A 26,247-nucleotide genomic window follows, 5' to 3' on the forward strand; every position below is an offset into this window, starting at 1 on the left:
CCCCTCCGGGGTTGGTGCGTTGGCTCTCCCGTGGGACGAAACTAGCGCACCGCCCCCGGGGACGCGTACCTCCGCCGACCGCACCTGCCCGGTCGGGCCGCCGCGGGCAACCCGCTACCGTTGGTCGGATGAGCAACCCGGCCGTACCGCCGCGCTCCCTCGCGGAAGCGCTCCGGGCCAGGGACGACGCCTCCCTGGCCGCGCTTCTGCGTGCCCGCCCCGACCTCATCACCCCCGTGCCCACGGACCTCACCCAGCTCGCGACCCGGGCCGGGACGCGGGCGTCGGTGGTGCGGGCGCTGGAGCGGCTGGACCGTTTCGCGCTGCAGACGGCGGAGGCGCTGGCGGTGGCCGCGGACCCGGCGCCGTACGAGGAACTGCTGGCGCTGCTGACCGGCGACGGCGGCGACCCGGCCGTCTCGGCGGCGCTCCCCCGCGCCCTCGCCACCCTGCGGGAGCAGGCCCTGGTGTGGGGCGACGACGACCGGCTGCGGCTGGTGCGCACCGCCCGTGAACTGCTCGCGCCCTCGCCGCAGCATCCGTCGCCGACCGGGCTCGGGCCGACCGTGCAGGAGGCCACGGCGGGGATGTCGCCGGGCCGCATCCAGGACATCGTGACGGCGACGGGGCTCGGCTCTACCCACGACTCGGTGTCGGCGGTGGCGTCGCTGACGGCCCTGTTCACCGACCGGAAGCGGATGTCCGCGCTGCTCGCGGGGCTCCCGGAGGAGTCGCGGGAGGTGCTCACCCGGCTGGTGTGGGGCCCGCCGTACGGCCAGGTCACCGCCGAGCCGGCGGCCCATCTGCGGCGCCTGCTCGACCTGGGGCTGCTGGTGCCGACGGCGCCCGGGACGGTCGTACTCCCGCGGGAAGTTGCCCTGCATCTGCGCGGCGGCCGTGCGCACCGCGCGGTGGAGCCGCTGCCGCCGGCCGTGGAGCCGGCGGCGACGCACCGTCCACAGGTGGTGGACGCGACGGCGGCCGGGCAGGCGTACACCGCGCTCGCGACCGTCGAGGAGCTGCTGAAGGACTGGGACGAGGGCGGGCCCGCGGTGCTGCGGGCGGGCGGCCTCAGCGTCCGCGACCTCAAGCGCACGGCCGTCGCCCTGGACGTGGCGGAACCGGTCGCCGCGTTCTGGGTCGAGCTGGCGTACGCGGCGGGCCTGCTGGCCTCCGACGGCGAGGCCGACGAACGGTACGCGGCGACCCCGGCCCACGACGAGTGGCTGGAGCAGCCCGCGGCACAGCGCTGGACCCGGCTGGCGGAGGCGTGGCTGACGGCGACGCGGGTGTCCGGCCTGGTCGGCGGCCGGGACGCGAAGGAACGCACGCTGTCGACGCTGGGCCCGGGACTCGACCGCAGCGCGGCGCCGGAGGTACGCCACCGGGTGCTGACGCTGCTGGCGGGGCTGCCGGAAGGGGCGTCGCCGTCGAAGGAGTCGGTGCTGGCCCGGCTGCGCTGGGAGCGTCCGCTGCGGGGGCCGCAGCGCGAGGACGACCTGCGCTCCCGGCTCGCCGAGTGGACGCTGGCGGAGGCGGAGCTGCTGGGCGTGACGGGACGGGGGGCGCTGTCGGGGCACGGGCGGGCGCTGCTGGGCGCGACCGCGCCGAAGACGCCGGACCAGGCACCGCGCGGCCCCGGGGACAAGCTGCCCGTGCACCATCGCTCCACCCCCGTGGAGCCCCTCTCCCCCGCCGAGCAGGCCACCGCGTCCGCCGCGGCCGCCCGGCTGCTCGCGCCGCTGCTGCCCGAGCCGCTGGACCACGTCCTGCTGCAGGCCGACCTGACGGCGGTGGCCCCGGGCCCGTTGCAGCGGTCGTTGGCCGAGGTGCTGGACGTGCTGGCCGACGTGGAGTCGAAGGGCGGGGCGACGGTCTACCGCTTCACCCCCGGCTCGGTACGCCGCGCTCTGGACGCCGGCCAGTCCGCCTCCGACCTGCACGCCTTCCTCGCCGCGCACGCCCGGACGCCGGTGCCGCAGCCGCTGACGTACCTCATCGACGACGTGGCGCGCCGGCACGGCCACCTCAGGATCGGCGCGGCCTCCGCCTACGTCCGCTGCGACGACGACGCCGTCCTCAACGAGATCCTCGCCGACAAGCGCGCCGCGGGCCTGCGCCTGCGCCGCCTGGCCCCGACGGTGCTGGCCGCGCAGGCCGATCCGGCGGCACTCCTTGACGGCCTGCGCGCGATGGGCTTCGCCCCGGCCGCCGAGTCCGCGGAGGGCGACGTCCTGATCACCCGCGCCCACGCCCACCGCACCCCGCCCCGCACGGCCCCCGAACCCGTCCCGGACGGCCCGCCGATCCCCGACGCGACGCTCCTGTCGGCCGCGATCCGGGCGATCCGGGCAGGTGACCTGGCCTCGACGACCCCGCGCAGACAGACCGACCGGCCCCCGCCCGCCGGCGGCGAGCTGCCCCGCACCAACTCCGCCGAGACCCTCGCCACCATGCAGGCCGCCGTCCTCACCGGCGAGGCCCTGTGGATCGGCTACGTCAACGCCGAGGGCGCCGCCAGCCAGCGCCTCATCGCCCCCGTGCGCGTCGAGGGCGGCTTCGTCACGGCCTACGACCACACCGCGGACGAGGTCCGCACGTATCCGCTGCACCGGGTGACCGGGGTGGCGGAACTGGCGGACGAGGCGTAGGGCTCGAAACCGGCGCTTCCCGGGCGGGCGGATGGGAAACGTCTCCTGGACAGGACCGCGTGTCCGGCACACGCGGTGTGTCCGGCACACGCGGTGTCTTCGGCACATTCGGTGTCTTCGGCGAAGGGGATTTCATGGCAACGACGATCCGCAGGGCGGTCATCCCCGCGGCGGGGCTGGGATCCCGTCTCCTGCCCCTGACGAAGGCGACCCCGAAGGAGATGCTGCCGGTCGGCGACAAGCCGGTCATCGAGCACACCGTCCGGGAACTCGTGGCGTCCGGCATCACCGACATCACCATCGTCGTCTCCGGCGGCAAGGGCCTGATCCAGGACCACTTCCGCCCCAACCCGACCCTCGTCGCGCAGCTGCGGACGGACGGCAAGACGGCCTACGCGGACGCCGTGGAGGAGGTCGGCGAGCTCTCCCGGCTCGGGCACATCACCTACCTCGACCAGCACGGCCCGTACGGCAACGGCACCCCCGTCCTCAACGCCGCGCGCAACGTCGGCGACGAGCCGATCCTGGTCCTGTGGCCCGACGACGTCTTCGTGGCCGAGGTCCCGCGCGCCCAGCAGCTGATCCGCGCCTACGAGGCGACCAGCTGCCCGGTCCTCGCCCTGCTGCCGATGGACCCGGCCGACTCGCAGCGCTACGGCGTGCCCCGGGTCAAGGAGGACCTCGGAGACGGGCTGCTGCGCATCACCGGCCTGGTCGAGAAGCCCAAGCCGCAGGACGCGCCCTCCGCCTACGCGGCCATCGGCGGCTATGTCATCACCCCCGGCATCATCGAGGAGCTGCGCAGCCAGACCGAGCGCTGGTACGAGCACCGGACCGGCGAGATCTACCTCACAGACGCCATCAACGCCTATGCGAGCAGCAAGGCCGTCTACGGACAGGTCATCCAGGGCCGCTGGTACGACACCGGCAATCCGCTGGCCTACCTCACGGCCCAGTTCGCCGCCGCGCTCGCCGACCCCGAGTACGGCCCCCATCTGCGCCGGCTGGCCGAGCTCGCCGAGGACCGGCCCTGACGGTCAGCAGTCCACGACGGCGCCGCCCGCGGGCAGGCCGAAGTGGGTGCGGGCCTCGGCCTCCAGCGCGCCGGAGGACATCGATTCCCGCGCGAGCGAGGCACCGACGATCCCGAAGCGGTCCCTCGTCCACCGGGCGTTCCCGGCACCGTCGGGGGCCTCCTCACGGGACACGACCCGGTAGCCGCCGGCGGCCGTACCGTCCCGCTCCAGCCGCACCACCTGCGGGACCTGCCCGGCGCTGCACTCCACCAGGGTGTCGTCGTGCACGCCGTACTCCACGCACAGCGTGGTGACGTCCGCCCGCACGTCGTCCCCCTGCTGCTGGAGACCGAGCGCCTCCGCCCGGCAGAACCAGCGTGCCTTGAGGGCAGGCAACGTCTCGCCGTAACCGCTGCCGCGCGCGTCGGACGCGAGCCGGGCCTCGATCACCGGCCGGACCTCGCCCCACAGCCGCGTGTCGACGTCGGCCGCCGGTGACATCACGTAGGCACCCGTCGCCACCAGCACCGCGACCGCTCCCCCACCGACCACCCATCTGCCCGCAGACATCCCCATACGTCCTCCTCGCCCCACTCCCGTCAGTCAAGACACCCGAGCGGGGGCCGGGGTTGCACGCCGCCGAGCTCCCTTGATCGCCCCAGGTTGAGGCACACTGGACGTTTGGCCCGTGCGGAAGGATGCATGTACGTGAACGGTCCTCTCATCGTCCAGTCCGACAAGACCCTGCTGCTCGAAGTCGATCACGAGCAGGCCGACGAGTGCCGTCGGGCCATCGCGCCGTTCGCGGAGCTGGAGCGGGCGCCCGAGCACATCCACACCTACCGGGTGACGCCGCTGGGGCTGTGGAACGCGCGGGCCGCCGGGCACGACGCCGAGCAGGTGGTCGACGCGCTGGTGCAGTACAGCCGGTATCCGGTGCCGCACGCCCTGCTCGTCGACGTCGCCGAGACGATGGACCGCTACGGGCGCCTCACGCTCAGCAAGCACCCCGCGCACGGGCTCGTGCTCACCACCACCGACCGGCCGGTGCTGGAGGAGATCCTGCGCTCGAAGCGGATCATCCCGCTGGTGGGGGCGCGGCTCGACCCGGACACCGTGGCCGTGCACCCCTCCGAGCGCGGGCAGATCAAGCAGACGCTGCTGAAGCTGGGCTGGCCCGCCGAGGACCTCGCGGGGTACGTCGACGGCGAGGCGCACCCGATCGAGCTGGCCGAGGACGGGTGGGCGCTCAGGCCCTACCAGAAGCAGGCCGTGGAGAACTTCTGGCACGGCGGAAGCGGGGTCGTGGTGCTCCCCTGCGGTGCGGGCAAAACCCTCGTCGGCGCCGGGTCCATGGCGCAGGCCAAGTCGACCACGCTGATCCTCGTCACCAACACCGTCTCGGCCCGGCAGTGGAAGCACGAGCTCGTGAAGCGGACCTCCCTGACCGAGGACGAGATCGGCGAGTACAGCGGGACGCGCAAGGAGATCCGGCCGGTCACCATCGCCACGTACCAGGTGCTGACGACCCGGCGGAAGGGCGTCTACCCGCACCTGGAGCTCTTCGACTCCCGGGACTGGGGGCTCATCGTCTACGACGAGGTGCACCTGCTGCCGGCGCCCGTCTTCAAGTTCACCGCCGACCTCCAGGCCCGGCGCAGACTCGGGCTGACCGCGACCCTCGTGCGCGAGGACGGGCGGGAGTCTGACGTCTTCTCCCTCATCGGGCCCAAGCGGTTCGACGCGCCGTGGAAGGAGATCGAGGCGCAGGGGTACATCGCGCCGGCCGACTGTGTCGAGGTGCGGGTGAACCTCACCGACTCCGAGCGGCTCGCCTACGCCACCGCCGAGCAGGAGGAGAAGTACCGCTTCTGTGCCACGACCGCGACGAAGCGGAAGGTCACGGAGGCTCTGGTGCGGCGGTTCGCGGGCCAGCAGATCCTGGTGATCGGCCAGTACATCGACCAGCTCGACGAACTCGGCGAGCATCTGGACGCTCCTGTCATCAAGGGCGAGACCTCCAACGCCCAGCGCGAGAAGCTCTTCGAAGCCTTCCGGCAGGGCGAGATCAGCGTGCTGGTGGTGTCGAAGGTCGCGAACTTCTCGATCGACCTGCCGGAGGCGACGGTCGCCATCCAGGTCTCGGGCACGTTCGGATCACGGCAGGAGGAGGCGCAGCGGCTGGGGCGGGTACTGCGCCCGAAGGCGGACGGCCACCAGGCGCACTTCTACTCCGTCGTCGCCCGCGACACGATCGACCAGGACTTCGCCGCCCACCGCCAGCGGTTCCTGGCGGAGCAGGGGTACGCCTATCGGATCGTGGACGCGGACGAGTTGCTGGCGGACGGGGCCTGAACCGGCGCCGTCTGCTCAGCGGCGGCGGACGCCGGCTTCCTCGCCGTACTCGCCGAGTATGACGACATCGAAGGCGGCGCCTGCGAGGACGCGGATCGCCCGGAGGGCGTTGCCCAGGCGGTGGGTGCTGTGGGTACCGGAGACGGGGGTCGCCCCGGACGGGCGACCGGGGGCTGGGGTGAAGGTCGCTGCGCTCATGCCTCCATAGTGGCTTTCGAGGCATAAGCAGGGCATCGGTCCCAGGTAGCCACTTCCTGTGCTACCTGAGTACCCCCCGGGGGTGGAGCCTCCCCCACTGGACGCAGGGGCGATCCCCTAGGGGGACGGCCGGAAGGGGGTTCGAGGACGGCCGGCGGAGGAAAAACGGTTGGCGTCCTGCCGGAGGCCTGCTCTAAGCTCTCCGCTCTTGCCCGCCTCCCTCACGGAGTGCCGCCGCCCGGACGGAAACCGGTCGGCATCCCACCACGCGGCCCGCAGCACCTTCGGAGGCACCCCCTTGTCCAGGCCGTCCACGCCCGTGCCCGTAGCCGACGACCCCCTCGCCCGCGAACGTTCCCATCTCGCCGGCTCCCGTGCCGCACTGCGCGCCATGCGTGAGGACGCCGAGTCGCTGGACATCAAGGACGTCACCGCGAACTGGGTCAACGCCGAGGTCCTGGCCCGCCAGATCGGCGAGCGCATCAAGTCGCTGGCCGACCTCAGCGACACCCCCCTCTTCTTCGGCCGCCTCGACTACCTGCACTCCCCCGGCGCCGACCGGGCCGAGGGCGCGGACGGCGAGCGCTTCTACATCGGCCGCCGGCACGTCCACGACCACGACGGCGACCCGATGGTGATCGACTGGCGGGCGCCGGTCTCGCAGCCGTTCTACCGGGCGTCCAAGAAGGACCCGATGGACGTCGGGCTGCGCCGCCGTTTCGGCTACACGCGCGGCGAGATCACGGCGTACGAGGACGAGCACCTCTCCGACCCCGCCGAGGCCGCGACCACAAGCAAGCTGCTCCAGCAGGAGATCGAGCGCCCGCGCGTCGGCCCGATGCGCGACATCGTCGCGACCATCCAGCCCGAGCAGGACGAGATCGTACGGTCCGGTCTCGGCGGCACGGTCTGCGTCCAGGGAGGTCCGGGTACCGGGAAGACCGCCGTCGGTCTGCACCGGGTCGCGTATCTGCTCTACGCCCATCGCGAGCGGCTCGCCCGCACCGGCACCCTCGTCATCGGGCCGAACAGGTCCTTCCTGCACTACATCGAGCAAGTGCTGCCCGCCCTGGGCGAGTTGACGGTGAAGCAGGCGACCGTCGACGACCTGGTGGCGGCGGGCCTTCAGGTGCGCGGCACCGATGACACGGCCGCCGCCGTCCTCAAGGGCGACGCGAGGATGGCGGAGGTGCTCAAGCGGGCCGTCTACTCGCACGTGACCATGCCCGCCGAGCCGGTGATGGTCGTCCGCGGGTCGCGCAGGTGGCGGGTCCCGGCGTACGAGATCGAGGAGATCGTCCGGGAGTTGCTCGACCGGGGTATCCGGTACGGCGCCGCCCGCGAGGCGCTCCCACAGCGCATCGCGCACGCCGTGCTGGTCCAGATGGAGCGGTCCGGGGAGGCGCCGGACGACCGCGTGCAGGACGCGGTGGCCCGCAACCCGGCTGTGAAGGCGGCGGTGAAGGCGATCTGGCCGCCGGTGGATCCGGCGAAGCTGGTGCTCCGGCTGCTGACGGACGCGGACTTCCTCGCCGCACACGCGGAGGGGATCCTCGACGAGGACGAGCAGAAGACGATCCTGTGGGCGAAGCCCGTCCGGGGCGTGAAGTCGGCCAAGTGGTCCGCCGCGGACGCGGTGTTGATCGACGAGGCGACGGACATCGTGGAGCGTACGCACTCCCTCGGGCATGTGGTCCTGGACGAGGCGCAGGACCTGTCCCCCATGCAGTACCGCGCGGTCGGCCGCCGCTGCTCCACCGGTTCGGCGACCGTCCTCGGCGACCTCGCGCAGGGCACCACGCCGTGGGCGACGCGGAGTTGGGACGAGGCGCTGGCCCACCTGGGCAAAACCGACGGCGTGATCGAGGAGCTGACGGCGGGTTTCCGCGTGCCGACGGACGTCATCACGTACGCCTCCCGCCTCCTCCCGCACATCGCGCCGGGCCTGACCCCGGTCGCGTCGGTCCGGGAGAACCCGGGCTTCTTCGATGTCCGCCCGGTGGAGACCGCGGACCAAGTGGTCGCCGCGTGCGAGGAGTTGCTGCGCAACGAGGGCTCGACCGGTCTGATCGCCGCCGACGCCCGCGTCCCGGAGCTGGCGGCGGCGCTGACCGCGGCCGGCATCGGCCACCTGGCCCCCGGCGAGGAGACGACGGCCGAAACCCGTCTGACCCTGGTCCCGGCGTCCCTCGCCAAGGGCCTCGAGTACGACTACGTCGTCCTGGACGAGCCGCAGGCGGTGGTGGACGGCGAACCGGACGAACGCACGGGCCTGCGCCGGCTGTACGTGGCGCTGACCCGAGCGGTGTCGGGCCTGATCGTCACGCACGCGGCGCCGCTGCCGGCGCAGCTCGCCGACTAGGGCGCCGCGTCCTGCTGTTCACCGATTGCGGGGGCGGGGGCTGATTGTGACGCAGGCGGCGCCGTTGCCCGCGGCGCTCGCCGACTAGGGCGCCGCGTCCTGCTGTTCACCGATTGCAGGTGGCGGGGCTGGTCGCGCCGGCGCGGCGGAGCCGCACATCGACACGGCCCCGCACCCCTGGGGAGTTCAGCTCAGCCCTCGTCCAGGACTTGGCGCCACTCCCTTACCGCGTCCGCCGAAACCGGTGCCTGCCAGCCCTCCGGCCTCGCCGCCCCGCCGATGTGGAAGGCGTCGATGCCCGCCGCCCGCAGCCTCGGCACATGGTCAAGTCGTAGACCGCCACCCACCAGGAGCTGCTGTTCGTACCCCGGCTCCCCCGCCCTCGACGCCTCCGCGAGGAGTACCGGCAGCCCCTCGTCGACGCCTGCCGCGGAGCCCGCGGTGAGGTAGGTGTCCAGGCCCGGCAGATCGGCCAGCTGTTTCCGCAGCGCGTCCCGGTCGGCGGCATGGTCGATGGCCCGGTGGAACGTCCAGCGGCACCCGTCCAGCGCCCCGACGACCTGCTCCACCGCCGCCAGATCCACGTCACCGCCCGCGTCCAGGAAGCCGAGCACGAACTCCTCGGCCCCAGCGCCCCGCACCTCCCGTGCCGCCCGGACCACGCGCGAGACATCTCCGGCCCCGAACCCGTCCGACAGCCGCAGCATCACCCGCACCGGGATGTCCACGGCGGCCCGGATCGCGGCGGCCGTCGAGACCGTCGGCGTCAGGCCGTCCGCCGTCATGTCGGTCACGAGTTCCAGCCGGTCCGCGCCTCCGGCCTGGGCGGCGATCGCGTCCTCGGCGTCCAGGGCGATCACCTCCAGGACTGCACGCTTGCTCATGGGACCCCATTCGTCGACGGTCTCGGGCGGCTACAGGTCTAGTCCAATTCCAGAATACGCCGCTCCGTGGTCCCCCTCACCAGCGCGTCTCAGCCGAAGATGTTCAGCTCCTTCGCCTCCGCCCCCGCGAGCTCGTACGCCCTCCCCTCCACCGGACGCCCCGAGTACAGCCGTACGAGGGTCGCCGCGTCCCCGATGTACCGCGCCGGAGTGCGGTCACCGGCCACATCGCCCAGGCGGAGCGGCTCGTCCAGGTCGTCGACGTCGGCATGGAGCGGGAGGTGGCCGCGTTCCCGGGTGGTACGGGCCAGCAGGGCGAGGGCGTCCGGGAGACCGGGACCCGCGTACGCCCCCGGCTCCCCGAGGACGTCCCGTACGTCCCCCGCGTGCACCCATTCCCCCAGCGCCAGGATGTCCAGCACCCCACCGGCCGCGGCGATCACCGGGCCGGCCTCCGTCATCCCGCGCTCCAGCTCGTCCACGATCTGCTGGTTCGTCCGGTCCGCGCGCTCGGCGATGTCCCGGTCGTTCGACTCGGGCGAGAAGACCCCCTTCTCGAACCGGTCCTCCACCACCCGCGTCAGCGCGGACGAACAGTGCGCCAGCACGTCCCGCACGCTCCACCCCGGACACGCCCGCGTCGGCAGCGCGAAATCGGCGTCCGGGCGGGAGCGCAGGAGGGGGATCAGGGCGTCGCGCTCGGTGGTCAGGAGGCGGCCGGGGAGATCGGGGTCGCGTACGGCGTCCGCAGTCATGTCTGTGGTCATGGGGTCAAACTGCCAGGGGCCGCCGCGCGGGACAATGAGGCCATGGCCGATCTCGACGACCTCCGCGACCGTTTCGCCCATGCCCTGGAGCGGGCCCGTCCCGGGGCCGATGGACCCGACCCGGCGCCGTACGCCGACAACCTGCTCACCCGCTGGCAGGAGCCGCAGCGCCGGTATCACACCGTCCACCACCTGACGGCGGTCCTCGACCACGTCGACGTGCTGGAGGAGTACGCGGACGACCCGCACCTGGTGCGGCTGGCGGCCTGGTTCCACGACGCCGTCTACCTCCCGGACCGCTCGGAGAACGAGGAACGCTCCGCCCGACTGGCCGAACGCGCCCTCCCCGAGGCCGGGCTCTCCCAGGAAGGCACGGCCGAGGTGGCCCGCCTCGTCCGCCTCACCACCGCCCACGATCCCGCCGACGACGACCGCAACGGCCAGGTCCTCTGCGACGCCGACCTCGCGATCCTCGCCGCCCCGCCCTCCGCCTACGCCGCCTACACGGCCGCCGTACGCGAGGAGTACGGCTTCGTCCCGACCGACGCCTTCCGCGAGGGCCGCTCCGCGATCCTGCGCCAACTACTCGATCTGCCCCGGCTGTTCAGGACGCCGTACGGGGAACGGGAATGGGAGGCCACGGCCCGTTACAACCTCACCTCGGAGCTGGAAATGCTGTCGCTCTGAGGCGCCCGGCGCCTTAGCCTGCCCGCATGGCAGACATGGGCGCGGAACGGGTGACGGAGGCCGTCGCGGACGCGGTGGCGGCGCTGCGGGCGGCGGTGGACCGGGACTGGGGGACGGTACGGGCCGGCCGGACGGAGTGGAGCTGTCTGAAGACGGCCGAGCACATCGCGAGCGATCTGATCGCGTACGCGGGGCAGTTGGCGGGCCGCCCGCAGGACAGGTACGTCCCCTTCGAGATCCACCTCGAGGACGACACGGACGCCGAGGGCGCCCTCCAGGTGATCGAGACGGCCGGCACCCTCTTCGCCGCGACGATCCGCGCCACCCCGCGCGAGGTCCGCGCCTTCCACCCGTACCCCTTCCGCAGCGCGAACCGCACGGGCTTCGCCGCGATGGGCATCGCCGAGGTGCTGCTGCACACGTACGACATCGCGGACGGCCTGGGCCTGCCGTACGAACCCCCCACCCACCTCCCCGAACACGTCCTCACGCGGATCTTCCCCGAGGTCCAGCCGGGCACCGACCCCTGGCGCACCCTCCTGTGGGCCACCGGCCGCGGCGACCTGCCCGGCCGCGCCCCGCGCACACAGTGGCGCTGGAGCAACAACCTCGTCCTGGCCACCGAACGCCTCACCCTCCAGGGCGTCACCCCCGCCTCCGCCGCCGAGCTGGCCGCGGGCGGCGACGGTGACTTCGAGTGGGTCGAGGACGGCCCCTTCGAGGGCACCCGCGAGGCCGCCGGCATGACCATCAAGGCCTACGAAGCCGGCGTCCACCGCCCGGAGTTCGGCCTCTTCGCCCTCGTACGACGGGAGGACGGCCGCGCGATCGGCGGCATGGGCTTCCACGGCGCCCCCGACGAGGACGGCCGCGCGGAGGTCGGCTACGACCTCGCCGAAAGCGCCCGAGGCCAGGGCTACGCCACGGAGGCCCTGCGCGCCCTCAGCGACTGGGCCCTGGCCCGCGACGACGTCCGCAGCCTCTGCGCCACGACCGCGTCCGACAACGCCGCCTCGCAGCGGGTGATCGCCCGGGCCGGGTACGTCCGGGCGACGGTGGAGGAGGAACAGGCGTACGGGGAGGCGGAACCGGGGCTCCGGCTGTACGTGCTGCCCGGTCGGGCCGGTTAACGGCCTTCGGTCAACGGCCTTTGGGCCGCCGCAGTCCCGCCCCCGTGAGCAGCCGCACCACCTCGCGGCTGCTGACCTCCACCGCGCCGGCCGCCACGACGTCCGCGTACCGGTGCGACGGTATGTCGTAGTGGTCGCGTTCGAAGGCGCGCCTCGGGACGCCCAGCTCGTCGGCGAAGGCGTGCAGTTCGTCGAAGGAGACGTCGCTGACGAGGTGGGACCACATGCGGCCGTGTCCCGGCCAGGTGGGTGGGTCGATGTAGACGGTCACGAGGACGGGGTCCCGCCCGCCGCGGTCCCGAGCGAGCCGACCGCCGCGATCTTCACACCCGCCTTGTGGCACACCCAGTGCGGGTCGGGGCCGAGCTCCGGCTCGACGTCCAGGGCGTGCGGGTCGCCGGAGCCGCACACCGGGCACAGGGGCCAGCGGCCGTACCGCTCGAGAAGGGCGTCCTGGACGTCCTGGGCGACCAGGCCCGCCACGAATGCCGCACCCTCGGGCCACTGCTCCACCCACCAGCGCCGCTGTACGACGGAGTCCTCGACCATCGACACCACGTCCGCGGCGGCGACCTCACCGGCGGCCAGGTCGGCGAGTACGAGGGCGCGGGCCGTGTGCAGGATCTGTTCCAGTCGATCGATGGACTCCATGGTGCCATTGTGCGCGCTCTTGACCACGGGCCCGAGCCGAAAATATCTTTCATACGTGACCCAGGAAGTGAAGGAAATTTTCGGCGGCGCCCTCGCCGCCAAGGTGCGCACGCTGGGTCCGTCCATGACACGCTCCATGCAGCGGGTCGCCGAGGCCGTCGCGAAGGACCCCGCGGGGTGCGCGGCGCTCACCGTCACCGGCCTCGCGGAACTGACCGGGACCAGCGAGGCGACCGTCGTGCGGACGGCCCGGCTGCTGGGGTATCCCGGGTACCGCGACCTGCGGCTCGCCCTCGCCGGGCTGGCCGCGCAGCAGCAGTCCGGGCGGGCACCCGCGATCACCACGGACATCGCGGTGGACGACTCCCTCGCCGACGTGGTCGCCAAACTCGCCTACGACGAACAGCAGACCCTCGCGGACACGGCGGCCGGGCTCGACACCGTGCAACTGGGGGCGGCGGTCGCCGCGACGGCCTCGGCGCGGCGGATCGACGTGTACGGCGTGGGGGCCTCCGGTCTCGTCGCCCAGGACCTCACCCAGAAGCTGCTGCGGATAGGACTGATAGCCCAGGCGCACAGCGACCCGCATCTCGCCGTGACGAACGCCGTGCAGTTGCGGTCGGGCGACGTGGCGATCGCGATCACGCACTCCGGGGCGACCGGGGACGTCATCGAGCCGCTGCGCGTCGCCTTCGAGCACGGGGCCACGACCGTCGCCATCACCGGGCGGCCGGGCGGGGCGGTGACGCAGTACGCCGACCATGTGCTGACGACGTCCACGGCCCGGGAGAGTGAGCTGCGGCCGGCCGCGATGTCCTCGCGGACGAGTCAGCTGCTGGTGGTGGACTGTCTGTTCGTGGGGGTGGCGCAGCGGACGTACGAGACGGCGGCGCCGGCGCTGGCCGCGTCTTACGAGGCGCTGGCGCACCGGCATCGTCGATAGTCGATCGGAACGCAACTCTGAAAGAGTCACCGCCATGACCTCCACGTCCTCTTCCCGTGAGCTGCGTGCCGCGTTGGAGTCGCTCACCACCGAGGCCTTTCGGCCGGAGCTGGCCGACATCGATCAGTTGCCGACCCTCGACATCGCCCGGCTGATGAACGGCGAGGACGCCTCCGTGGCCGCCGCGGTGTCCCGGCGTCTGCCGCAGATCGCCGCCGCCATCGACGCGATCGCCGACCGGATGGCCCGGGGCGGTCGGCTGATCTACGCCGGTGCGGGCACCGCGGGACGCCTCGGTGTGCTGGACGCCTCCGAGTGTCCGCCGACCTTCAACACCGACCCCACCCAGGTCGTGGGCCTGATCGCGGGCGGCCCCGAGGCCATGGTCACCTCCGTGGAGGGGGCGGAGGACTCGGCGGAGCTTGCGCGGGCCGACCTCGACGGGCTCGCGGTGACGGCCGTGGACACGGTGGTCGGGGTGTCCGCGTCCGGCCGTACCCCGTACGCCATCGCAGCGGTGGAACACGCCCGCGCACAGGGGGCGTTGACGGTCGGCCTGTCCTGCAACGCGGACAGCGCGCTCGCCGCGGCCGCCGATCACGGCATCGAGGTGGTCGTCGGCCCCGAGCTGCTCACCGGCTCGACCCGTCTCAAGGCGGGCACGGCCCAGAAGCTCGTCCTCAACATGCTGTCGACGATCACGATGATCCGCCTCGGCAAGACCTACGGAAACCTGATGGTCGACGTCCGCGCCTCCAACGAGAAGCTGCGCGCCCGCTCCCGCCGTATCGTCGCCCTCGCCACCGGCGCCGACGACGAGGAGGTCGAGCGCGCCCTGGCCGCCACCGACGGCGAGGTGAAGAACGCGATCCTGACCATCCTGGCCGACGTGGACGGCCCCACGGCGGCCCGGCTCCTGGAGGAGTCCGACGGCCACCTGCGCGCGGCACTGGCGGCGACGGCCCGCTAGCAGGCTCAGCTGCGGACGAGGATCGCGTGGGTGACGTTCGGTGAGCTGACCATTTCGGACACCCGGTAGCCGTCGATCCCGTCGCCCAGGTCGTCGAGCGGCCGCTCCCCGCGTCCGATGAGGAGCGGCGCGATCACCAGGTGGAGTTCGTCGATCAGCCGGGCGCGCAGGTACTGCCGGATGACCGCCGCCCCGCCGCCGATCCGGACGTCCTTGCCGTCCGCGGCGTCGAAGGCACGCTGAAGGACCGTCTCCGGCGGCTCGTCGGTGAAGTGGAAGGTGGTCCCGCCCTCCATCTCCAGTGCCGGGCGCAGATGGTGGGTGTGGACGAAGACATCGTGGTGGTACGGCGGGTTGTCGCCCCACCAGCCCTGCCAGGACTCGTCCTCCCACGGCCCACGCTGCGGGCCGAACATGTTCCGCCCCATGATCGTGGCGCCGATGTTCTGATCACCGCGGACGAAGTAGTCGACATCGATCCCGGACTTCCCCGCGGCCGCGTCCTGCGACGCGGAGATGAACCAGCTGTGCAGCTCGTCGCCCCAGCCGACGCCGTCGCCGAACGGGGCGTCCAGGCGCTGGTTCGGACCGGCCATGAAGCCGTCGAGGGAGATCGTCACGTTGTGTACCCGGACCTTGGGCATGTCCTTCACCTCTCGTGTGGTGCCGTGCTCTCACCTCTGCGTCGTTCAGAGCGTGCCTGGATCGACATCCCCGCGCACCTTTTTCCAGACGAGGGTGCAGCGCCAGAAGAGCCGCCGCCTCAGCCGGGCGCCGGGGAGGATACGGCGGACCTCGCGGGCGAACTCGGTGTAGGGGACGTCCGCCGGTCGGGTCGGGGCGGTCATCGCGACGGGGCGCCGTGGTGCCGTACGTCCCCTGTTCTTGACCCAACCGGTGACCAGGTTGAGCGGAACGGACCCGAGGCCGAGGAGTGTCTGGACGCGGGTGTCTTCTCGCGTCAGCCCGACGATCACCAGGGTGCCGCCGGGGGCCAACTGCTGCCGGAAGCGGACGAGGGTCTCGGTCAGGGGGAGATGGTGGAGTACGGCGACGCAGGTGATGACGTCGTAGGGGGCACCCACGTCGTACGACAGCCCGTCCGCGACGGAGAAGGTGACGGGAAGGCCGGGATCGGTCAACTCCCGTGCCTTGCCGATGATTCGCTCGTCACTGTCGATGCCGTGCACATGTGTCGCGCGGGTCGCCAGCAGCCGTACGAGATCTCCGGCACCGCAGCCGACGTCGAGGGCGCGGTCGTAGCGCGGGGGCAACTGCCGTAGCAGCCAAGGGTGGAAGTGGGCGTTGTGGGACCAGGGGTGGGCGTCGTTGAAGCGGGCGAGGGCTCGGAGAACTCGGGGGCTGAGGATCGTCATGGGGTCAGTTCAGCAGGGGCGAGCTGTCCGGGCGCGACCGCTTCATCAAGATCAGCCGTCGGCCTTCCCTCGCGGAACAACCCACTCCGTGGGCTGCCCGGTCACCGCGGTGATGGTGTCGAAGTCCGCGTCGTAGTGAAGAACGGTGACCTTGTGGCGTTCGGCGGTGGCGGCGATCAACAGATCCGGCACCGAGGCCGCCCTATGGTGTCCCTTCTCGGCCAGCAGCGCCTGAACCTCGACGGCCCGCGTACCGATCTCGTCCGTCAGCGGCAACCACTCGAACCCGCGGCGAACCGAGCGTCCTGCGGCATGGCTCTCCGCGTTCCGGGCGCTGTAGAGGATCTCCAGATCGATCACAGCGCAGGTCGCGATCAGACCTCCTTCGACAAGAGGTCCGAGGACCGCCCTGACGGCGGGATGCCGGGCCCGTGCCCAGACACTCTTGTCGACCAGGTACTTCGCTAGCGCCATGCACCCGCCATCACTTCCGGGTCGGCGAGGTCGTCGAAATGGCCCTCGTCCAGCATCTCCATGAAGCGCCGCCGCTTGGCCGCGGCCACGAACTCCGCCAGAGCGCCGTTGATCGTGGCCCGCTTGGTCGTCGTGCCCAGTATTTCGGCGGCCTCAGCCAGAAGCACATCATCAAGGTCGATCATGGTGCGTGACATCGCCACCTCCAGGCATATAGTTTCAAAGAAATAGTATGCATGATTCTGCGTGAAATGGTAGCCAAGCCGAGGCGTCCCTATACACACGTCACGAGATACGCGCCTCCCGGTTCCGGCTCCGCAACCGAGCCCGCAACACCTCTTCCGGCGGCGCGACTCCCACCTCCTCCCGCGGACAGTCCCACTCACGCCCACCACCCACGGGCCGCAGTTGCACCCTCCCGCCTAGATGCCCCATGACCTCCCCCACCCTCCCGTCTCGCTTGTCCACGGCGTACGTCCCGATCGGCGGCGACTCCCCCCGCAGTACCGACGCCAGCCGCTCGGCCGTACGGACGTTGCACCGGCCGAGGTCGACCAGGGGGAAGGGTTCGTCGCCGGCGCCGGTGAGGGGGTCGACGGCGAGGGACGGCAGGACGACACCGACGCCGGTGAGGGCCTGTCGCAGGGATTCCAGGACTTCTTGGGTGGACCGCACGCTTTCCTCCATGGGCACGGTGAGTTTGCTATTCGCAACACAGCGTGTCCGGCGCGCCCCTAACCTGGCCATACGGACCAGCCCAACAACCTCACCTGATGGATGGGGAGTCGCACATGCCGGGATCAAAGGACCTCGACCCGTCGTCGTCACCGAGGGCTCTACTGGGCGCGGAGTTGCGCCATGCGCGGGAGAAGGCCGGGCTGAGCCAGGAGGAGCTGGGGCAACGGCTGTTCGTGAGCGGGTCGTTCGTGGGGCAACTGGAGGCGGGCACGCGGAGGATGCAGTCGGAGTACGCGCGGTTGCTGGATGAGGTGTTGGGGACGGAGGACTTCTTCCGGCGGAACTGTGGGGCGTCGGCGAAGTCCAAGTACCGGGAGCACTTCGCGGAGGCCGCCGAGGCGGAGGCGAGGTGTACGGCGATCAGGCAATACGCGTCGATGCTGATCCCCGGCCTGCTCCAGACACCTGCGTACGCACGAGCCGTCTGCCGTGCCTATCAGCCGACGGCTCCGGACGACGTGATCGAGGAACTGGTGAAGGGCCGGATGGAGCGGACCCGCATCCTGGCCGATCCAACAACGCCGTTGTTGTGGACCGTGGTTGACGAAGCCGCGCTGCATCGGGTCACGGGCAGTCGAGCGGTCATGGGCGAGGCACTGCACCACATCGCCGACCTGGCCCACCGGAGCCGTGTGATCGTCCAGGTCCTGCCGTTCGACGCGGGAGCCCACCCGGCGATGCAGGGTTCCATCAAGCTGATGGACTTCGACGACGCTCCGCCCTTGGTCTACCTGGAGGGAGTCGACACCGGACGGCTGGAGGACGATCCCGCGAGCGTCGCCCGCTATCGGCTCTACTACGAACTCCTCACGTCATCCGCCCTCCCCCGCGAGAAGTCCCTGGTCTTGATCAAGGCGATGGCGCAGGATTACGCACATGAGGAACACCCCTGAGTCCTGGCGCAAGTCCACGTACAGCGGTGGCACCGGCGACGACTGCCTGGAAGTAGCCGACGGTCACCCCACCGCCATCTCCGTCCGCGACTCCAAGAACCCCCACGGCCCGAAGCTCATGCTCCGGCCCGAGGCATGGTCCGCCTTCGTCGAGGCGGTCGTAGAGGTCAGGATCTGACCTATACGACTCCTAACGTGGCCCCATGACCGACACCACACACACCATCACCACGGACGAGCGCACCGACCTGCTGGAGGCGCTGGCCCACAGCCGGCGCTTCCTGCGCTTCACGACCCGCGACCTCACCGACGAGCAGGCCGGGCAGCGGACCACGGCCAGCGAGCTGTGTCTGGGCGGCCTGATCAAACACGTCACGTCGGTGGAGCGGCACTGGGCGGAGTTCATCCTCAACGGCCCCTCGGCCATGCCCGACTTCACCGCCATGACCGAGGCCGACTTCGCCCGGCGGGCCGACGAGTTCCGGATGCAGCCCGGCGAGACGCTGGCCGGAGTGCTGGCCGACTACGAGGAGACGGCCCACCGGACCGACGAACTCGTCACCGCCCTGCCGGACCTGAACGTCTCTCACCCGCTGCCCGAGGCGCCCTGGAACGAGCCGGGGGCTCGCTGGTCGGCCCGCAGGGTGCTGCTGCACATCGCCGCCGAGACCGCCCAGCACGCGGGCCACGCCGACATCATCCGCGAGTCCCTGGACGGCGCCAAGAGCATGGGCTGACCGGTCCCGAAGCTCAAGCGTCCAGCTCCGAGCCCTCTTTGCAAGGAATGGGTGGAGGGCCTCAACCCGCCCTCCCACCCCGCGTGTTGACGGGAAGCAACCGGCTTGCCACGCACAGTCACGATCGTCTAGCGTGCCCGCATAACGAACAGCCCCCGCCAGGTGCTAGCAACACCTGCGGGGGCTTGACCTACAAGATCGAATGCGAGTCGATCCCGTGGCTGATGCCAATCTTAGTCCTGCCTTCCTCCCCGCGCACGCATCCCCGCACCCCATGGCGAAACCGGGATACGGCAAACGCTCCGCCCCCGGCCAACAGGCCCGCACCGCGCACGACTTCGCCCACCTCCCACCCCGCGAAGCCGCCATCGCGGCGTACCTCGACCGGCTCCCCGACGCCGCCGACATCTCCGTAAAGACGCTGGCCAAGCAGCTGCCCTACGGACAGTGCGCCCTCGGTACTGCCCTCAACCGCCTCCAAGAGGCAGGCCACTTGCGCCGGGGGCGCGAGAAGCTGGCCGCCGACTCGGGCAGCACCCACTGGATCACCCGATCGTGGTGGTCCCGTACCGCACGCGACGACGACTGGTGGGCCGCCTTCACGAGAGGTGACGTACCAGAAGGCACCGAACACCGCCCGCCCACCCGCTCCCGCGCCCACATCCTCCTCGCCGCGCTGGGCCGTGAGACGCCTTCTCTGTCCCTCTCCGCCGCCGAATGCGCGGCCCTCGCCCCGCTGGCGGAGCTGTGGTTCGCCCGGGGAGCCACCGAGGAGGTCGTACGCCACGCCCTGACCAGCGGCCTGCCGACTCCGGTCCACCACCCGGCCGCACTGCTCCGCCGCCGCCTGACCGACAAAATGCCACCGGAGCTGCCGCTTCCCCAAGCGCCCCACCGGATCCTGGGGTGCGCGGAGTGCAGAGTGCCCGGGCCTCCTGAGACCCTGCCGGGGGGCTTCTGCCGCGGTTGCCGAGACGGATACGCCCCCACGCGCCCCGCCTCACTCCTGCCCGCCCCCGAGATCCACGCCCGCGCGAACGAGATCCGGGCCGCGATGTCCCTGAAACGAGAAGAGGGCACATACGCATGACGACTGACCCAAGCCTGGCTTTGTCGCGGCAGGCAGTACACACACCCGCTGGTGTGTACAGTTTTCCCATGGACACGTATCCGCTCGTCGAAGCCCGCAACCAGCTCGGCCAACTGGTCGGCCGGGTCCGGCACGGACAGGAGCAGATCCTGATCACCGAGTACGGCAAGCCCGCTGCGGCACTCATCCCGATAAGCGAACTGGAAGAGCTGCAGCGGCTGCGTGATGAGGCGGACATCGCCGAGGCGCGCGCTCGTGAGGCCGCTCCGGCCGGCCCGTCGATGTCCCACGACGCGTTCATGGCACAGTTGGAGGCGGAAGATCGCCGAGAGGCCGCTTCGTGACGTACACGGTGGTGTGGGAGAACCACGCCATGAACGAGTTCCGACGGCTCCGCGTCCTCGACCCAGTAGGTGCCAAGGCGACTGCCGTGGCAGTACGCGCCCTCGCCGACGATCCCCGTCCTGATGCGGCCCGGGCCCTGGGAACTTCCGGCTACTACCGGCTGCACGTCGGAAGTTGGCGCGTGCTGTACCGGCCGGACGGACCCACCGTCACCGTGCATGTGCTGAAGGTCGGCCGCAGCAACTGAACCCGGCCCCCGCGACAACCGGAGCCACCCCATGAACCACGCCCAGCTCACCGCCCTGGGCCGCGCCCTCCGTCTCCTCGGCGAGCACGGCGAGTCGCTCGCCGGTGACACCCCCGACGCCAAGCTGCACGAGGTGAAGGCGGACATCAAGCGGGCCCTGGACCTCCTGGAGGACAGCGTCACCGGCGCCGCCCCCACCACCCGTTGCGCCGAGCACCCCAACGGCCCGGTCGACGAGAACGCCCCCGACCTGTGCCTGCTGTGCGAGACGCGGCGCCGGGCGGCCCGCCGTGCCGAGATCAACGGGCCCGGCGCGCGCCCGAGGACCGCCGGCCCCACCCCCTCCAGGTACGGCGTCCGCGAAGACCGGCCGCAGCCCCAGCAGCGCTGGCTGCCGGAGCTGTGGACCGGCCAGGAGTGGCAGCTGTGCGGGACGCCGAGGCGGGACCGGCACGAGGCCGAGCTCTACATCAACGCCCAGCGCCGTGGCCCGCGCGCCGCGATGGCGTACCGGCTCGTGCACGAGTTCACCGACTACGAGGTGCTGCGGGTGTGGGGCACCCCGGTCAAGGTGGACATCGAGCCGCTCGGCAATCTCTAACGCCCGGAAGACCAACTTCAGCAGGGCCTACTTCAGCAGGGGAAGCGCCCGGAAGTCGTACGTCTCCCACAGCCGCCGGGAGACCTCCTCCGGGTACGGCCGCACCTCGGGGGTGACGTCCAGGACCTGAGTGGCGCGCGCCTCGCCGTCGTACGCCGACCATCCCGGATCCCCGGTCCGCGCGAACCCGGTCCACGCCGTCTGGAAGCGCGCGGTCAACGCCCTCGCCTCGTCCGGCACCCCGCTCCCCGCGAACAGCAGATTCCCGAGGTCGGCGTCGTACGTGCCGAACAGCAGCGGGATGTCCAGTCCGTGGCACGCTCCGAGCACGCCACCGAACCCCGGCGCGGACCAGGCCAGTTCGTAGAGGTGGGCGCGCCCGCCGCCGGCGACCTGCGCTTCGGCCAGCCGCAGGGAGGGCATGGTGAACAGCCAGTCCGTCTGCACGCGTTCGTAGAGTTCGCTCGGTGTGGCGTCCGGGAAGGCCTCGCGGTAGGCGCGCTCGCCGTCCGGGCCCGGCGCGAACATCCGCAGGGCCGAGGTCGCCTGTTCCTCGGTTGTCCGGCCGAGCCGGTCGGCGAGGGCGAGGAAGAGCCGGTACTCGTCCCGGTTGTGCCCGACCAGCAGCTCCACGTCCCGGGCCGCGCCGGCCGCCAGCGCCTCCCAGGGAGTGCACGGCAGCACCTCGCCGTCGACCACCGGCGAGAACGGCGTCGCGGTCGGCGCCACCTGCCCCCACCGGTCGTCGTAATCACGCATCCGCGAGCTCAACCGCTCTCCCGCCGAAGGGAGTTCGAGCGGGTCCACCGCGGACAGCGCGGCGGCCGTCGGCGCCAGACCCGCCTCCTTGCCGATCTCCACCGCGATGTCCCGGGCGAGTTCGGCGGAGAAGTACGTGCCGGGCACGCTCTGCGCGACGGCCCGCCCGAACAGTCCCCGCGCGCTCGGCATCGCCAGCAGCGAGGCCACCGACCCGGCCCCGGCCGACTCCCCGAACACCGTGACCTGCCCGGGATCGCCACCGAACGCCGTGATGTTGTCCCGCACCCACTCCAGTGCCGCGACCTGGTCCAGCAGCCCCCGGTTCGCGGGCGCCCCCTCCAGCAGGGCGAACCCCTCGATGCCGACGCGGTAGTTGAGGGTCACGACGACCACGTCACCGGCGCGTGCGAGGTGCTGGGCGTCGTAGCCGGGGCTGCCGGCGTGACCCAGCTTGTAGGCGCCGCCGTAGATCCACACCATGACCGGGCGGCGGGCCGACGGGTCCGTGCCGGGCGTCCAGACGTTGACCGTCAGCCAGTCGTCCCCGGTGGGTGTCTCCGGGACACCCGCGCGCCCCTGGAAGGCGGACTCCTGCGGGGGCGGGGGCCCGAAGGCGTACGCCTCCCGGGTCCCCTCCCAGCCCTTCACGGGCCGCGGCGCCTGGAACCGGGCCTCCCCGACCGGTGGTTCGGCGAACGGGATCCCCCGGAAGACCATCAGTCCGCCCTCGGCCCGCCCGCGCACGGCACCGGCCGCGGTGCGCACTTCGAGATCCTCGGCTGACGTCATCGTCGAACTCCTCACGGGTAGGGGGCTGGTCGCTTCACTCCAGCCCACTTCCCTTGCGTGAGTCAACCAAGCCGGGGACCGTTGTCCCGTCAGCTCAACGACTTCAGCGCGGACGCGTCGTACGGCTCAAGCTCGTCGAACCGGCCGGCCAGAACCTTCGCGGCCCACTGCGGGTCCTGCAGCAGCGCCCGCCCGACGGCGACCATGTCGTACTCCTCGCGCTCCAGGGCGTCGAGCAGGTCGTCGATGCCCTTGACCGGGGAGCCCTCGCCCATGAAGCCGCGGATGAAGTCGCCGTCGAGACCGACCGAGCCGACGGTGATGGTGGTCCTGCCGGTGAGCTTCTTGGTCCAGCCGGCGAGGTTGAGGTCGGAGCCGTCGAACTCGGGGAGCCAGTAGCGGCGCGTGGAGGCGTGGAAGGCGTCGACTCCGGCGGCGGCGAGCGGGACGAGGATCGCCTCGAGCTCCTCCGGCGTCTCGGCGAGGCGCGCCTTGTAGGCCTCCTGCTTCCACTGCGAGTAGCGGAAGATGATCGGGAACTCCGACGACACCGTCTCCCGTACGGCCGCCACGATCTCCGCCGCGAACTTCGTACGGGCGACCGGGTCACCGCCGTAGGCGTCGGTGCGGCGGTTGGTGCCCGCCCACAGGAACTGGTCGAGGAGGTAGCCGTGGGCGCCGTGCAGCTCCACCCCGTCGAAGCCGATGCGCTCGGCGGCGGCCGCGGCCTCGGCGAACGCGCCGATGACGTCGTCCAGGTCGCGCTGGGTCATGGCCTTGCCGGTGGGCTCGTCGGAGCCGAGGCGGATGCCGGAGGGCCCGACGGCGGGGGCGTCGGCGTAGGGCGGCTGCCCCTGCTCACGCACCATGCCGATGTGCCACAGCTGCGGGACGATGGTGCCGCCCGCCGCGTGCACCTGCTCGGCGACCTTCGCCCAGCCCGCCAGCTGCTCCTCGCCGTGGAACCGCGGGACGCTGCCGCTGTTCCCGGCCGACTCGTGGCCGACGTAGGTGCCCTCGGTGACGATCAGACCGACTCCGGCGGCGGCGCGGCGGGAGTAGTACGAGGCCACGTCCGCGCCGGGGACGCCGCCCGGGGAGAAGCTCCGGGTCATGGGCGCCATCACGATGCGGTTCGGGACGGTCAGGCCGTTGATGTGGACCGGACGGGAGAGGATCTCGGCGGCGCGGGAGGTGGCGGGGGCGGTCACGTGGCAGTACTCCTCGGTATGTGCATGCGCATGGACACTACCCAGGTGCCAACCGCCTCATCCGGCTCAGGATTTCCCGATGCGCTGTGACTCCGCCCACGCAGGGAGGCCACGCATGAAAGAAGCCCGCCCCACCATCGTGGGACGGGCTTCTTGTCGAGCGCCGGGCAGGCCTTGCACCTGCATCTCCCCACAGGAAGCGGGGCGTCTTTCCTTGGACCACCAACGCGTAGTCGACCGACGGGAGTTCACGTCGAGCGGCTCGTGATCAAGCATAGCGCAGGAAAAGACCGAGGGCGGCCACCCCCTGTTTCCAGGAAGGGCCGCCCCCGGCAAGGACGTTGATCAACCGTCAGGCCTGGCGGCCGGGGGTCGATCAGAAGTCCATGTCACCGCCCGGCATGCCGCCGCCGGCCGGGGCAGCGCCCGCCTTCTCCGGCTTGTCGGCGATGACGGCCTCGGTGGTGAGGAACAGCGCGGCGATGGAGGCGGCGTTCTGCAGGGCAGAGCGCGTGACCTTCGCCGGGTCGATGATGCCTTCGGCGATCATGTCGACGTACTCACCGGTCGCGGCGTTGAGGCCGTGGCCGACGGGCAGGTTGCGCACCTTCTCGACGATGACGCCACCCTCGAGACCACCGTTGACGGCGATCTGCTTGAGCGGGGCCTCCAGGGCCAGCTTCACGGCGTTGGCGCCGGTCAGCTCGTCACCCTCCAGGTCCAGCTTCTCGAAGACCGAGGAGGCCTGGATGAGGGCCACGCCACCACCGGCGACGATGCCCTCCTCGACGGCCGCCTTCGCGTTGCGAACGGCGTCCTCGATGCGGTGCTTGCGCTCCTTGAGCTCGACCTCGGTCGCGGCACCGGCCTTGATGACGGCCACGCCGCCCGCGAGCTTCGCCAGGCGCTCCTGGAGCTTCTCGCGGTCGTAGTCCGAGTCGCTGTTCTCGATCTCGGCGCGGATCTGGTTGACGCGACCGTTGACCTGGTCGGACGAACCGGCACCGTCGACGATGGTGGTCTCGTCCTTGGTGATGACGACCTTGCGGGCGCGGCCCAGGAGGTCCAGGGTCGCGTTCTCCAGCTTGAGGCCGACCTCCTCGGAGATGACCTCGCCGCCCGTGAGGATGGCGATGTCGCCGAGCATGGCCTTGCGGCGGTCACCGAAGCCCGGAGCCTTGACGGCGACGGACTTGAAGGTGCCGCGGATCTTGTTGACGACCAGGGTCGACAGGGCCTCGCCCTCGACGTCCTCGGCGATGATCAGCAGCGGCTTGCCCGACTGCATGACCTTCTCCAGGAGCGGGAGCAGGTCCTTGACGGAGCCGATCTTGGAGTTGGCGATGAGGATGTACGGGTCGTCGAGCGACGCCTCCATCCGCTCCATGTCGGTGGCGAAGTACGCCGAGATGTAGCCCTTGTCGAAGCGCATACCCTCGGTGAGCTCCAGCTCCAGACCGAAGGTCTGGGACTCCTCGACGGTGATGACGCCTTCCTTGCCGACCTTGTCCATCGCCTCGGCGATGAGCTCGCCGATCTGGGTGTCGGCGGCGGAGATGGAGGCCGTGGAGGCGATCTGCTCCTTGGTCTCGACATCCTTGGCCTGCTCGAGCAGGGCGGCGGAGACGGCCTCGACGGCCTTCTCGATACCGCGCTTGAGGGCCATGGGGTTGGCGCCGGCGGCTACGTTGCGCAGGCCTTCCTTGACCAGGGCCTGGGCGAGCACGGTCGCGGTGGTCGTACCGTCACCGGCGACGTCGTCCGTCTTCTTGGCGACTTCCTTGACCAGCTCGGCGCCGATCTTCTCGTACGGGTCCTCGAGTTCGATCTCCTTGGCGATGGAGACACCATCGTTGGTGATCGTGGGGGCGCCCCACTTCTTCTCGAGGACGACGTTGCGGCCCTTGGGGCCGAGCGTCACCTTGACGGCGTCCGCGAGCTGGTTCATGCCGCGCTCGAGGCCGCGCCGCGCCTCCTCGTCGAACGCGATGATCTTGGCCATGTGAAGTGGTCCCTCCAGGACTGGGGGTGATTCCTTCGGACCGCGCCCGCGCCCGCGACGGACGGCTCGCCGGCCTGTGGATCCTTGCCCCACAAGGCCTGCGGGCCTCACCGACCCGGTCCATCTTTGTCACTCTCACCTTCAGAGTGCTAACGCCAATGATTAGCACTCGCCATGGTCGAGTGCAAGCGCCTCTCGCGTATCGGGCCCCCACCCGGCCCTGCCGCCAGCCCTCTCCCCGCCCCCACGAGCCGCCCGGAGCCGGTCACGTTGAGACCCAGGACGACCCACCGGCGCGAAAGCCGCGTACGGCGATAAGGGGCCGGGGTGGGGGGGGGGGGCGCGCCGGGGGGGGGGGGGGCCCCCGC

29 protein-coding genes are annotated in these 26,247 nt (G+C 71.4%); 15 read left to right on the top strand and 14 right to left on the bottom strand.

Going from position 1 to position 26,247, the window contains the following annotated elements; translation table 11 throughout:
• Nucleotides 1-128: 128 nt before the first annotated feature.
• Together ACIBJB_RS40385 and ACIBJB_RS40390 are read left to right on the top strand one after the other, a co-directional pair.
• Entirely contained in the window at nucleotides 129-2,651 is a 2,523-nt protein-coding gene (locus ACIBJB_RS40385) for a helicase-associated domain-containing protein (RefSeq protein ID WP_398938675.1), read from the top strand.
• Between the two features lie 134 nt (nucleotides 2,652-2,785).
• Nucleotides 2,786-3,685, top strand: coding sequence for a UTP--glucose-1-phosphate uridylyltransferase (locus tag ACIBJB_RS40390; RefSeq protein WP_398938677.1), 900 nt, complete (start codon nucleotides 2,786-2,788; stop codon nucleotides 3,683-3,685).
• Nucleotides 3,686-3,688: 3 nt separating this feature from the next.
• On the opposite strand, the gene ACIBJB_RS40395 is transcribed toward ACIBJB_RS40390, so the two are convergent.
• Nucleotides 3,689-4,237 (bottom strand): hypothetical protein, encoded by a 549-nt coding sequence (locus tag ACIBJB_RS40395; protein WP_398938679.1) that lies wholly within the window; start codon nucleotides 4,235-4,237, stop codon nucleotides 3,689-3,691.
• A 138-nt stretch (nucleotides 4,238-4,375) separates the two neighbouring features.
• Here ACIBJB_RS40395 and ACIBJB_RS40400 point away from each other — a divergent pair, with 138 nt between their 5' ends.
• Entirely contained in the window at nucleotides 4,376-6,022 is a 1,647-nt protein-coding gene (locus tag ACIBJB_RS40400; protein WP_398938681.1) for a DNA repair helicase XPB, read from the top strand.
• A gap of 15 nt (nucleotides 6,023-6,037) precedes the next feature.
• Here ACIBJB_RS40400 and ACIBJB_RS40405 read toward each other — a convergent pair whose 3' ends face one another.
• Nucleotides 6,038-6,220 carry a hypothetical protein gene (locus tag ACIBJB_RS40405; RefSeq protein ID WP_398938684.1) on the bottom strand — a complete coding sequence of 61 codons (183 nt, stop codon included), beginning with the start codon at nucleotides 6,218-6,220 and terminating at the stop codon, nucleotides 6,038-6,040.
• A gap of 298 nt (nucleotides 6,221-6,518) precedes the next feature.
• Between ACIBJB_RS40405 and ACIBJB_RS40410 the strand changes: the two genes are divergently transcribed.
• Nucleotides 6,519-8,582: a HelD family protein gene (locus ACIBJB_RS40410; protein WP_398938686.1), complete on the top strand. Its 2,064-nt coding sequence runs from the start codon at nucleotides 6,519-6,521 to the stop codon at nucleotides 8,580-8,582.
• A 191-nt stretch (nucleotides 8,583-8,773) separates the two neighbouring features.
• Here ACIBJB_RS40410 and ACIBJB_RS40415 read toward each other — a convergent pair whose 3' ends face one another.
• Both ACIBJB_RS40415 and ACIBJB_RS40420 read right to left on the bottom strand, forming a co-directional pair.
• Entirely contained in the window at nucleotides 8,774-9,466 is a 693-nt protein-coding gene (locus ACIBJB_RS40415) for a copper homeostasis protein CutC (RefSeq protein ID WP_398938688.1), read from the bottom strand.
• 89 nt (nucleotides 9,467-9,555) lie between these two features.
• On the bottom strand, nucleotides 9,556-10,233 hold the full coding sequence (locus ACIBJB_RS40420) for a maleylpyruvate isomerase family mycothiol-dependent enzyme (protein WP_398938690.1): 678 nt from the start codon (nucleotides 10,231-10,233) through the stop codon (nucleotides 9,556-9,558).
• Nucleotides 10,234-10,275: 42 nt separating this feature from the next.
• Here ACIBJB_RS40420 and ACIBJB_RS40425 point away from each other — a divergent pair, with 42 nt between their 5' ends.
• Together ACIBJB_RS40425 and ACIBJB_RS40430 are read left to right on the top strand one after the other, a co-directional pair.
• A complete protein-coding gene (locus ACIBJB_RS40425) occupies nucleotides 10,276-10,920 on the top strand; it encodes a hypothetical protein (RefSeq protein WP_398938691.1) in 645 nt (214 codons plus the stop codon).
• Between the two features lie 26 nt (nucleotides 10,921-10,946).
• Nucleotides 10,947-12,050 (top strand): GNAT family N-acetyltransferase, encoded by a 1,104-nt coding sequence (locus tag ACIBJB_RS40430; protein ID WP_398938693.1) that lies wholly within the window; start codon nucleotides 10,947-10,949, stop codon nucleotides 12,048-12,050.
• Between the two features lie 10 nt (nucleotides 12,051-12,060).
• Here ACIBJB_RS40430 and ACIBJB_RS40435 read toward each other — a convergent pair whose 3' ends face one another.
• Nucleotides 12,061-12,321: a DUF4031 domain-containing protein gene (locus ACIBJB_RS40435; RefSeq protein WP_069764921.1), complete on the bottom strand. Its 261-nt coding sequence runs from the start codon at nucleotides 12,319-12,321 to the stop codon at nucleotides 12,061-12,063.
• Nucleotides 12,318-12,701, bottom strand: a complete 384-nt coding sequence (locus ACIBJB_RS40440; RefSeq protein WP_398938695.1) for a hypothetical protein — start codon at nucleotides 12,699-12,701, stop codon at nucleotides 12,318-12,320. The genes ACIBJB_RS40435 and ACIBJB_RS40440 overlap by 4 nt, the downstream gene beginning before the upstream one ends.
• Nucleotides 12,702-12,756: 55 nt before the next feature.
• On the opposite strand from ACIBJB_RS40440, the gene ACIBJB_RS40445 reads away from it, so the two are divergent.
• Together ACIBJB_RS40445 and murQ are read left to right on the top strand one after the other, a co-directional pair.
• On the top strand, nucleotides 12,757-13,644 hold the full coding sequence (locus ACIBJB_RS40445) for a MurR/RpiR family transcriptional regulator (protein ID WP_398938697.1): 888 nt from the start codon (nucleotides 12,757-12,759) through the stop codon (nucleotides 13,642-13,644).
• Nucleotides 13,645-13,678: 34 nt separating this feature from the next.
• A complete protein-coding gene (gene murQ / locus ACIBJB_RS40450; RefSeq protein WP_398938699.1) occupies nucleotides 13,679-14,614 on the top strand; it encodes an N-acetylmuramic acid 6-phosphate etherase in 936 nt (311 codons plus the stop codon).
• Nucleotides 14,615-14,619: 5 nt separating this feature from the next.
• Here murQ and ACIBJB_RS40455 read toward each other — a convergent pair whose 3' ends face one another.
• The 5 genes from ACIBJB_RS40455 to ACIBJB_RS40475 form a co-directional block, all read right to left on the bottom strand.
• A complete protein-coding gene (locus tag ACIBJB_RS40455; RefSeq protein ID WP_398938701.1) occupies nucleotides 14,620-15,258 on the bottom strand; it encodes a dihydrofolate reductase family protein in 639 nt (212 codons plus the stop codon).
• 45 nt (nucleotides 15,259-15,303) lie between these two features.
• Nucleotides 15,304-15,990, bottom strand: coding sequence for a class I SAM-dependent methyltransferase (locus ACIBJB_RS40460; protein WP_398938703.1), 687 nt, complete (start codon nucleotides 15,988-15,990; stop codon nucleotides 15,304-15,306).
• Nucleotides 15,991-16,041: 51 nt separating this feature from the next.
• Nucleotides 16,042-16,464 carry a PIN domain nuclease gene (locus tag ACIBJB_RS40465; protein WP_398938705.1) on the bottom strand — a complete coding sequence of 141 codons (423 nt, stop codon included), beginning with the start codon at nucleotides 16,462-16,464 and terminating at the stop codon, nucleotides 16,042-16,044.
• Nucleotides 16,455-16,661: a type II toxin-antitoxin system VapB family antitoxin gene (locus tag ACIBJB_RS40470; RefSeq protein ID WP_398938707.1), complete on the bottom strand. Its 207-nt coding sequence runs from the start codon at nucleotides 16,659-16,661 to the stop codon at nucleotides 16,455-16,457. Before ACIBJB_RS40470 ends, ACIBJB_RS40465 begins: the two co-directional genes overlap by 10 nt.
• An 88-nt stretch (nucleotides 16,662-16,749) precedes the next feature.
• Nucleotides 16,750-17,139: a hypothetical protein gene (locus ACIBJB_RS40475; protein WP_398938709.1), complete on the bottom strand. Its 390-nt coding sequence runs from the start codon at nucleotides 17,137-17,139 to the stop codon at nucleotides 16,750-16,752.
• A 116-nt stretch (nucleotides 17,140-17,255) separates the two neighbouring features.
• Here ACIBJB_RS40475 and ACIBJB_RS40480 point away from each other — a divergent pair, with 116 nt between their 5' ends.
• The 7 genes from ACIBJB_RS40480 to ACIBJB_RS40510 all read left to right on the top strand — a co-directional run bounded on the left by ACIBJB_RS40480 (nucleotide 17,256) and on the right by ACIBJB_RS40510 (nucleotide 21,115).
• A complete protein-coding gene (locus tag ACIBJB_RS40480; RefSeq protein ID WP_398938711.1) occupies nucleotides 17,256-18,095 on the top strand; it encodes a Scr1 family TA system antitoxin-like transcriptional regulator in 840 nt (279 codons plus the stop codon).
• Entirely contained in the window at nucleotides 18,079-18,273 is a 195-nt protein-coding gene (locus ACIBJB_RS40485) for a DUF397 domain-containing protein (RefSeq protein ID WP_398938713.1), read from the top strand. Before ACIBJB_RS40480 ends, ACIBJB_RS40485 begins: the two co-directional genes overlap by 17 nt.
• 25 nt (nucleotides 18,274-18,298) lie before the next feature.
• Nucleotides 18,299-18,832 carry a DinB family protein gene (locus tag ACIBJB_RS40490; RefSeq protein ID WP_398938715.1) on the top strand — a complete coding sequence of 178 codons (534 nt, stop codon included), beginning with the start codon at nucleotides 18,299-18,301 and terminating at the stop codon, nucleotides 18,830-18,832.
• 274 nt (nucleotides 18,833-19,106) lie between these two features.
• Nucleotides 19,107-19,922 (top strand): hypothetical protein, encoded by an 816-nt coding sequence (locus ACIBJB_RS40495; protein ID WP_398938717.1) that lies wholly within the window; start codon nucleotides 19,107-19,109, stop codon nucleotides 19,920-19,922.
• Between the two features lie 68 nt (nucleotides 19,923-19,990).
• Nucleotides 19,991-20,266, top strand: a complete 276-nt coding sequence (locus tag ACIBJB_RS40500; RefSeq protein ID WP_311717885.1) for a type II toxin-antitoxin system Phd/YefM family antitoxin — start codon at nucleotides 19,991-19,993, stop codon at nucleotides 20,264-20,266.
• 29 nt (nucleotides 20,267-20,295) lie between these two features.
• Nucleotides 20,296-20,514: a type II toxin-antitoxin system RelE/ParE family toxin gene (locus ACIBJB_RS40505; RefSeq protein WP_359429715.1), complete on the top strand. Its 219-nt coding sequence runs from the start codon at nucleotides 20,296-20,298 to the stop codon at nucleotides 20,512-20,514.
• Nucleotides 20,515-20,545: 31 nt separating this feature from the next.
• Entirely contained in the window at nucleotides 20,546-21,115 is a 570-nt protein-coding gene (locus ACIBJB_RS40510; RefSeq protein ID WP_398938720.1) for a hypothetical protein, read from the top strand.
• A 27-nt stretch (nucleotides 21,116-21,142) separates the two neighbouring features.
• Here the strand turns inward: ACIBJB_RS40510 and ACIBJB_RS40515 are convergent, their stop codons facing one another.
• The 3 genes from ACIBJB_RS40515 to groL form a co-directional block, all read right to left on the bottom strand.
• Nucleotides 21,143-22,666, bottom strand: a complete 1,524-nt coding sequence (locus ACIBJB_RS40515; RefSeq protein ID WP_398938722.1) for a carboxylesterase/lipase family protein — start codon at nucleotides 22,664-22,666, stop codon at nucleotides 21,143-21,145.
• Nucleotides 22,667-22,755: 89 nt separating this feature from the next.
• Entirely contained in the window at nucleotides 22,756-23,877 is a 1,122-nt protein-coding gene (locus ACIBJB_RS40520; protein WP_398938725.1) for an NADH:flavin oxidoreductase, read from the bottom strand.
• Nucleotides 23,878-24,253: 376 nt separating this feature from the next.
• Nucleotides 24,254-25,879 carry a chaperonin GroEL gene (gene groL / locus ACIBJB_RS40525; protein WP_057608613.1) on the bottom strand — a complete coding sequence of 542 codons (1,626 nt, stop codon included), beginning with the start codon at nucleotides 25,877-25,879 and terminating at the stop codon, nucleotides 24,254-24,256.
• Nucleotides 25,880-26,247: the final 368 nt, after the last annotated feature.

This window comes from Streptomyces sp. NPDC050759 (assembly GCF_044456945.1).
Classification (GTDB): Bacteria; Actinomycetota; Actinomycetes; order Streptomycetales; family Streptomycetaceae; genus Streptomyces.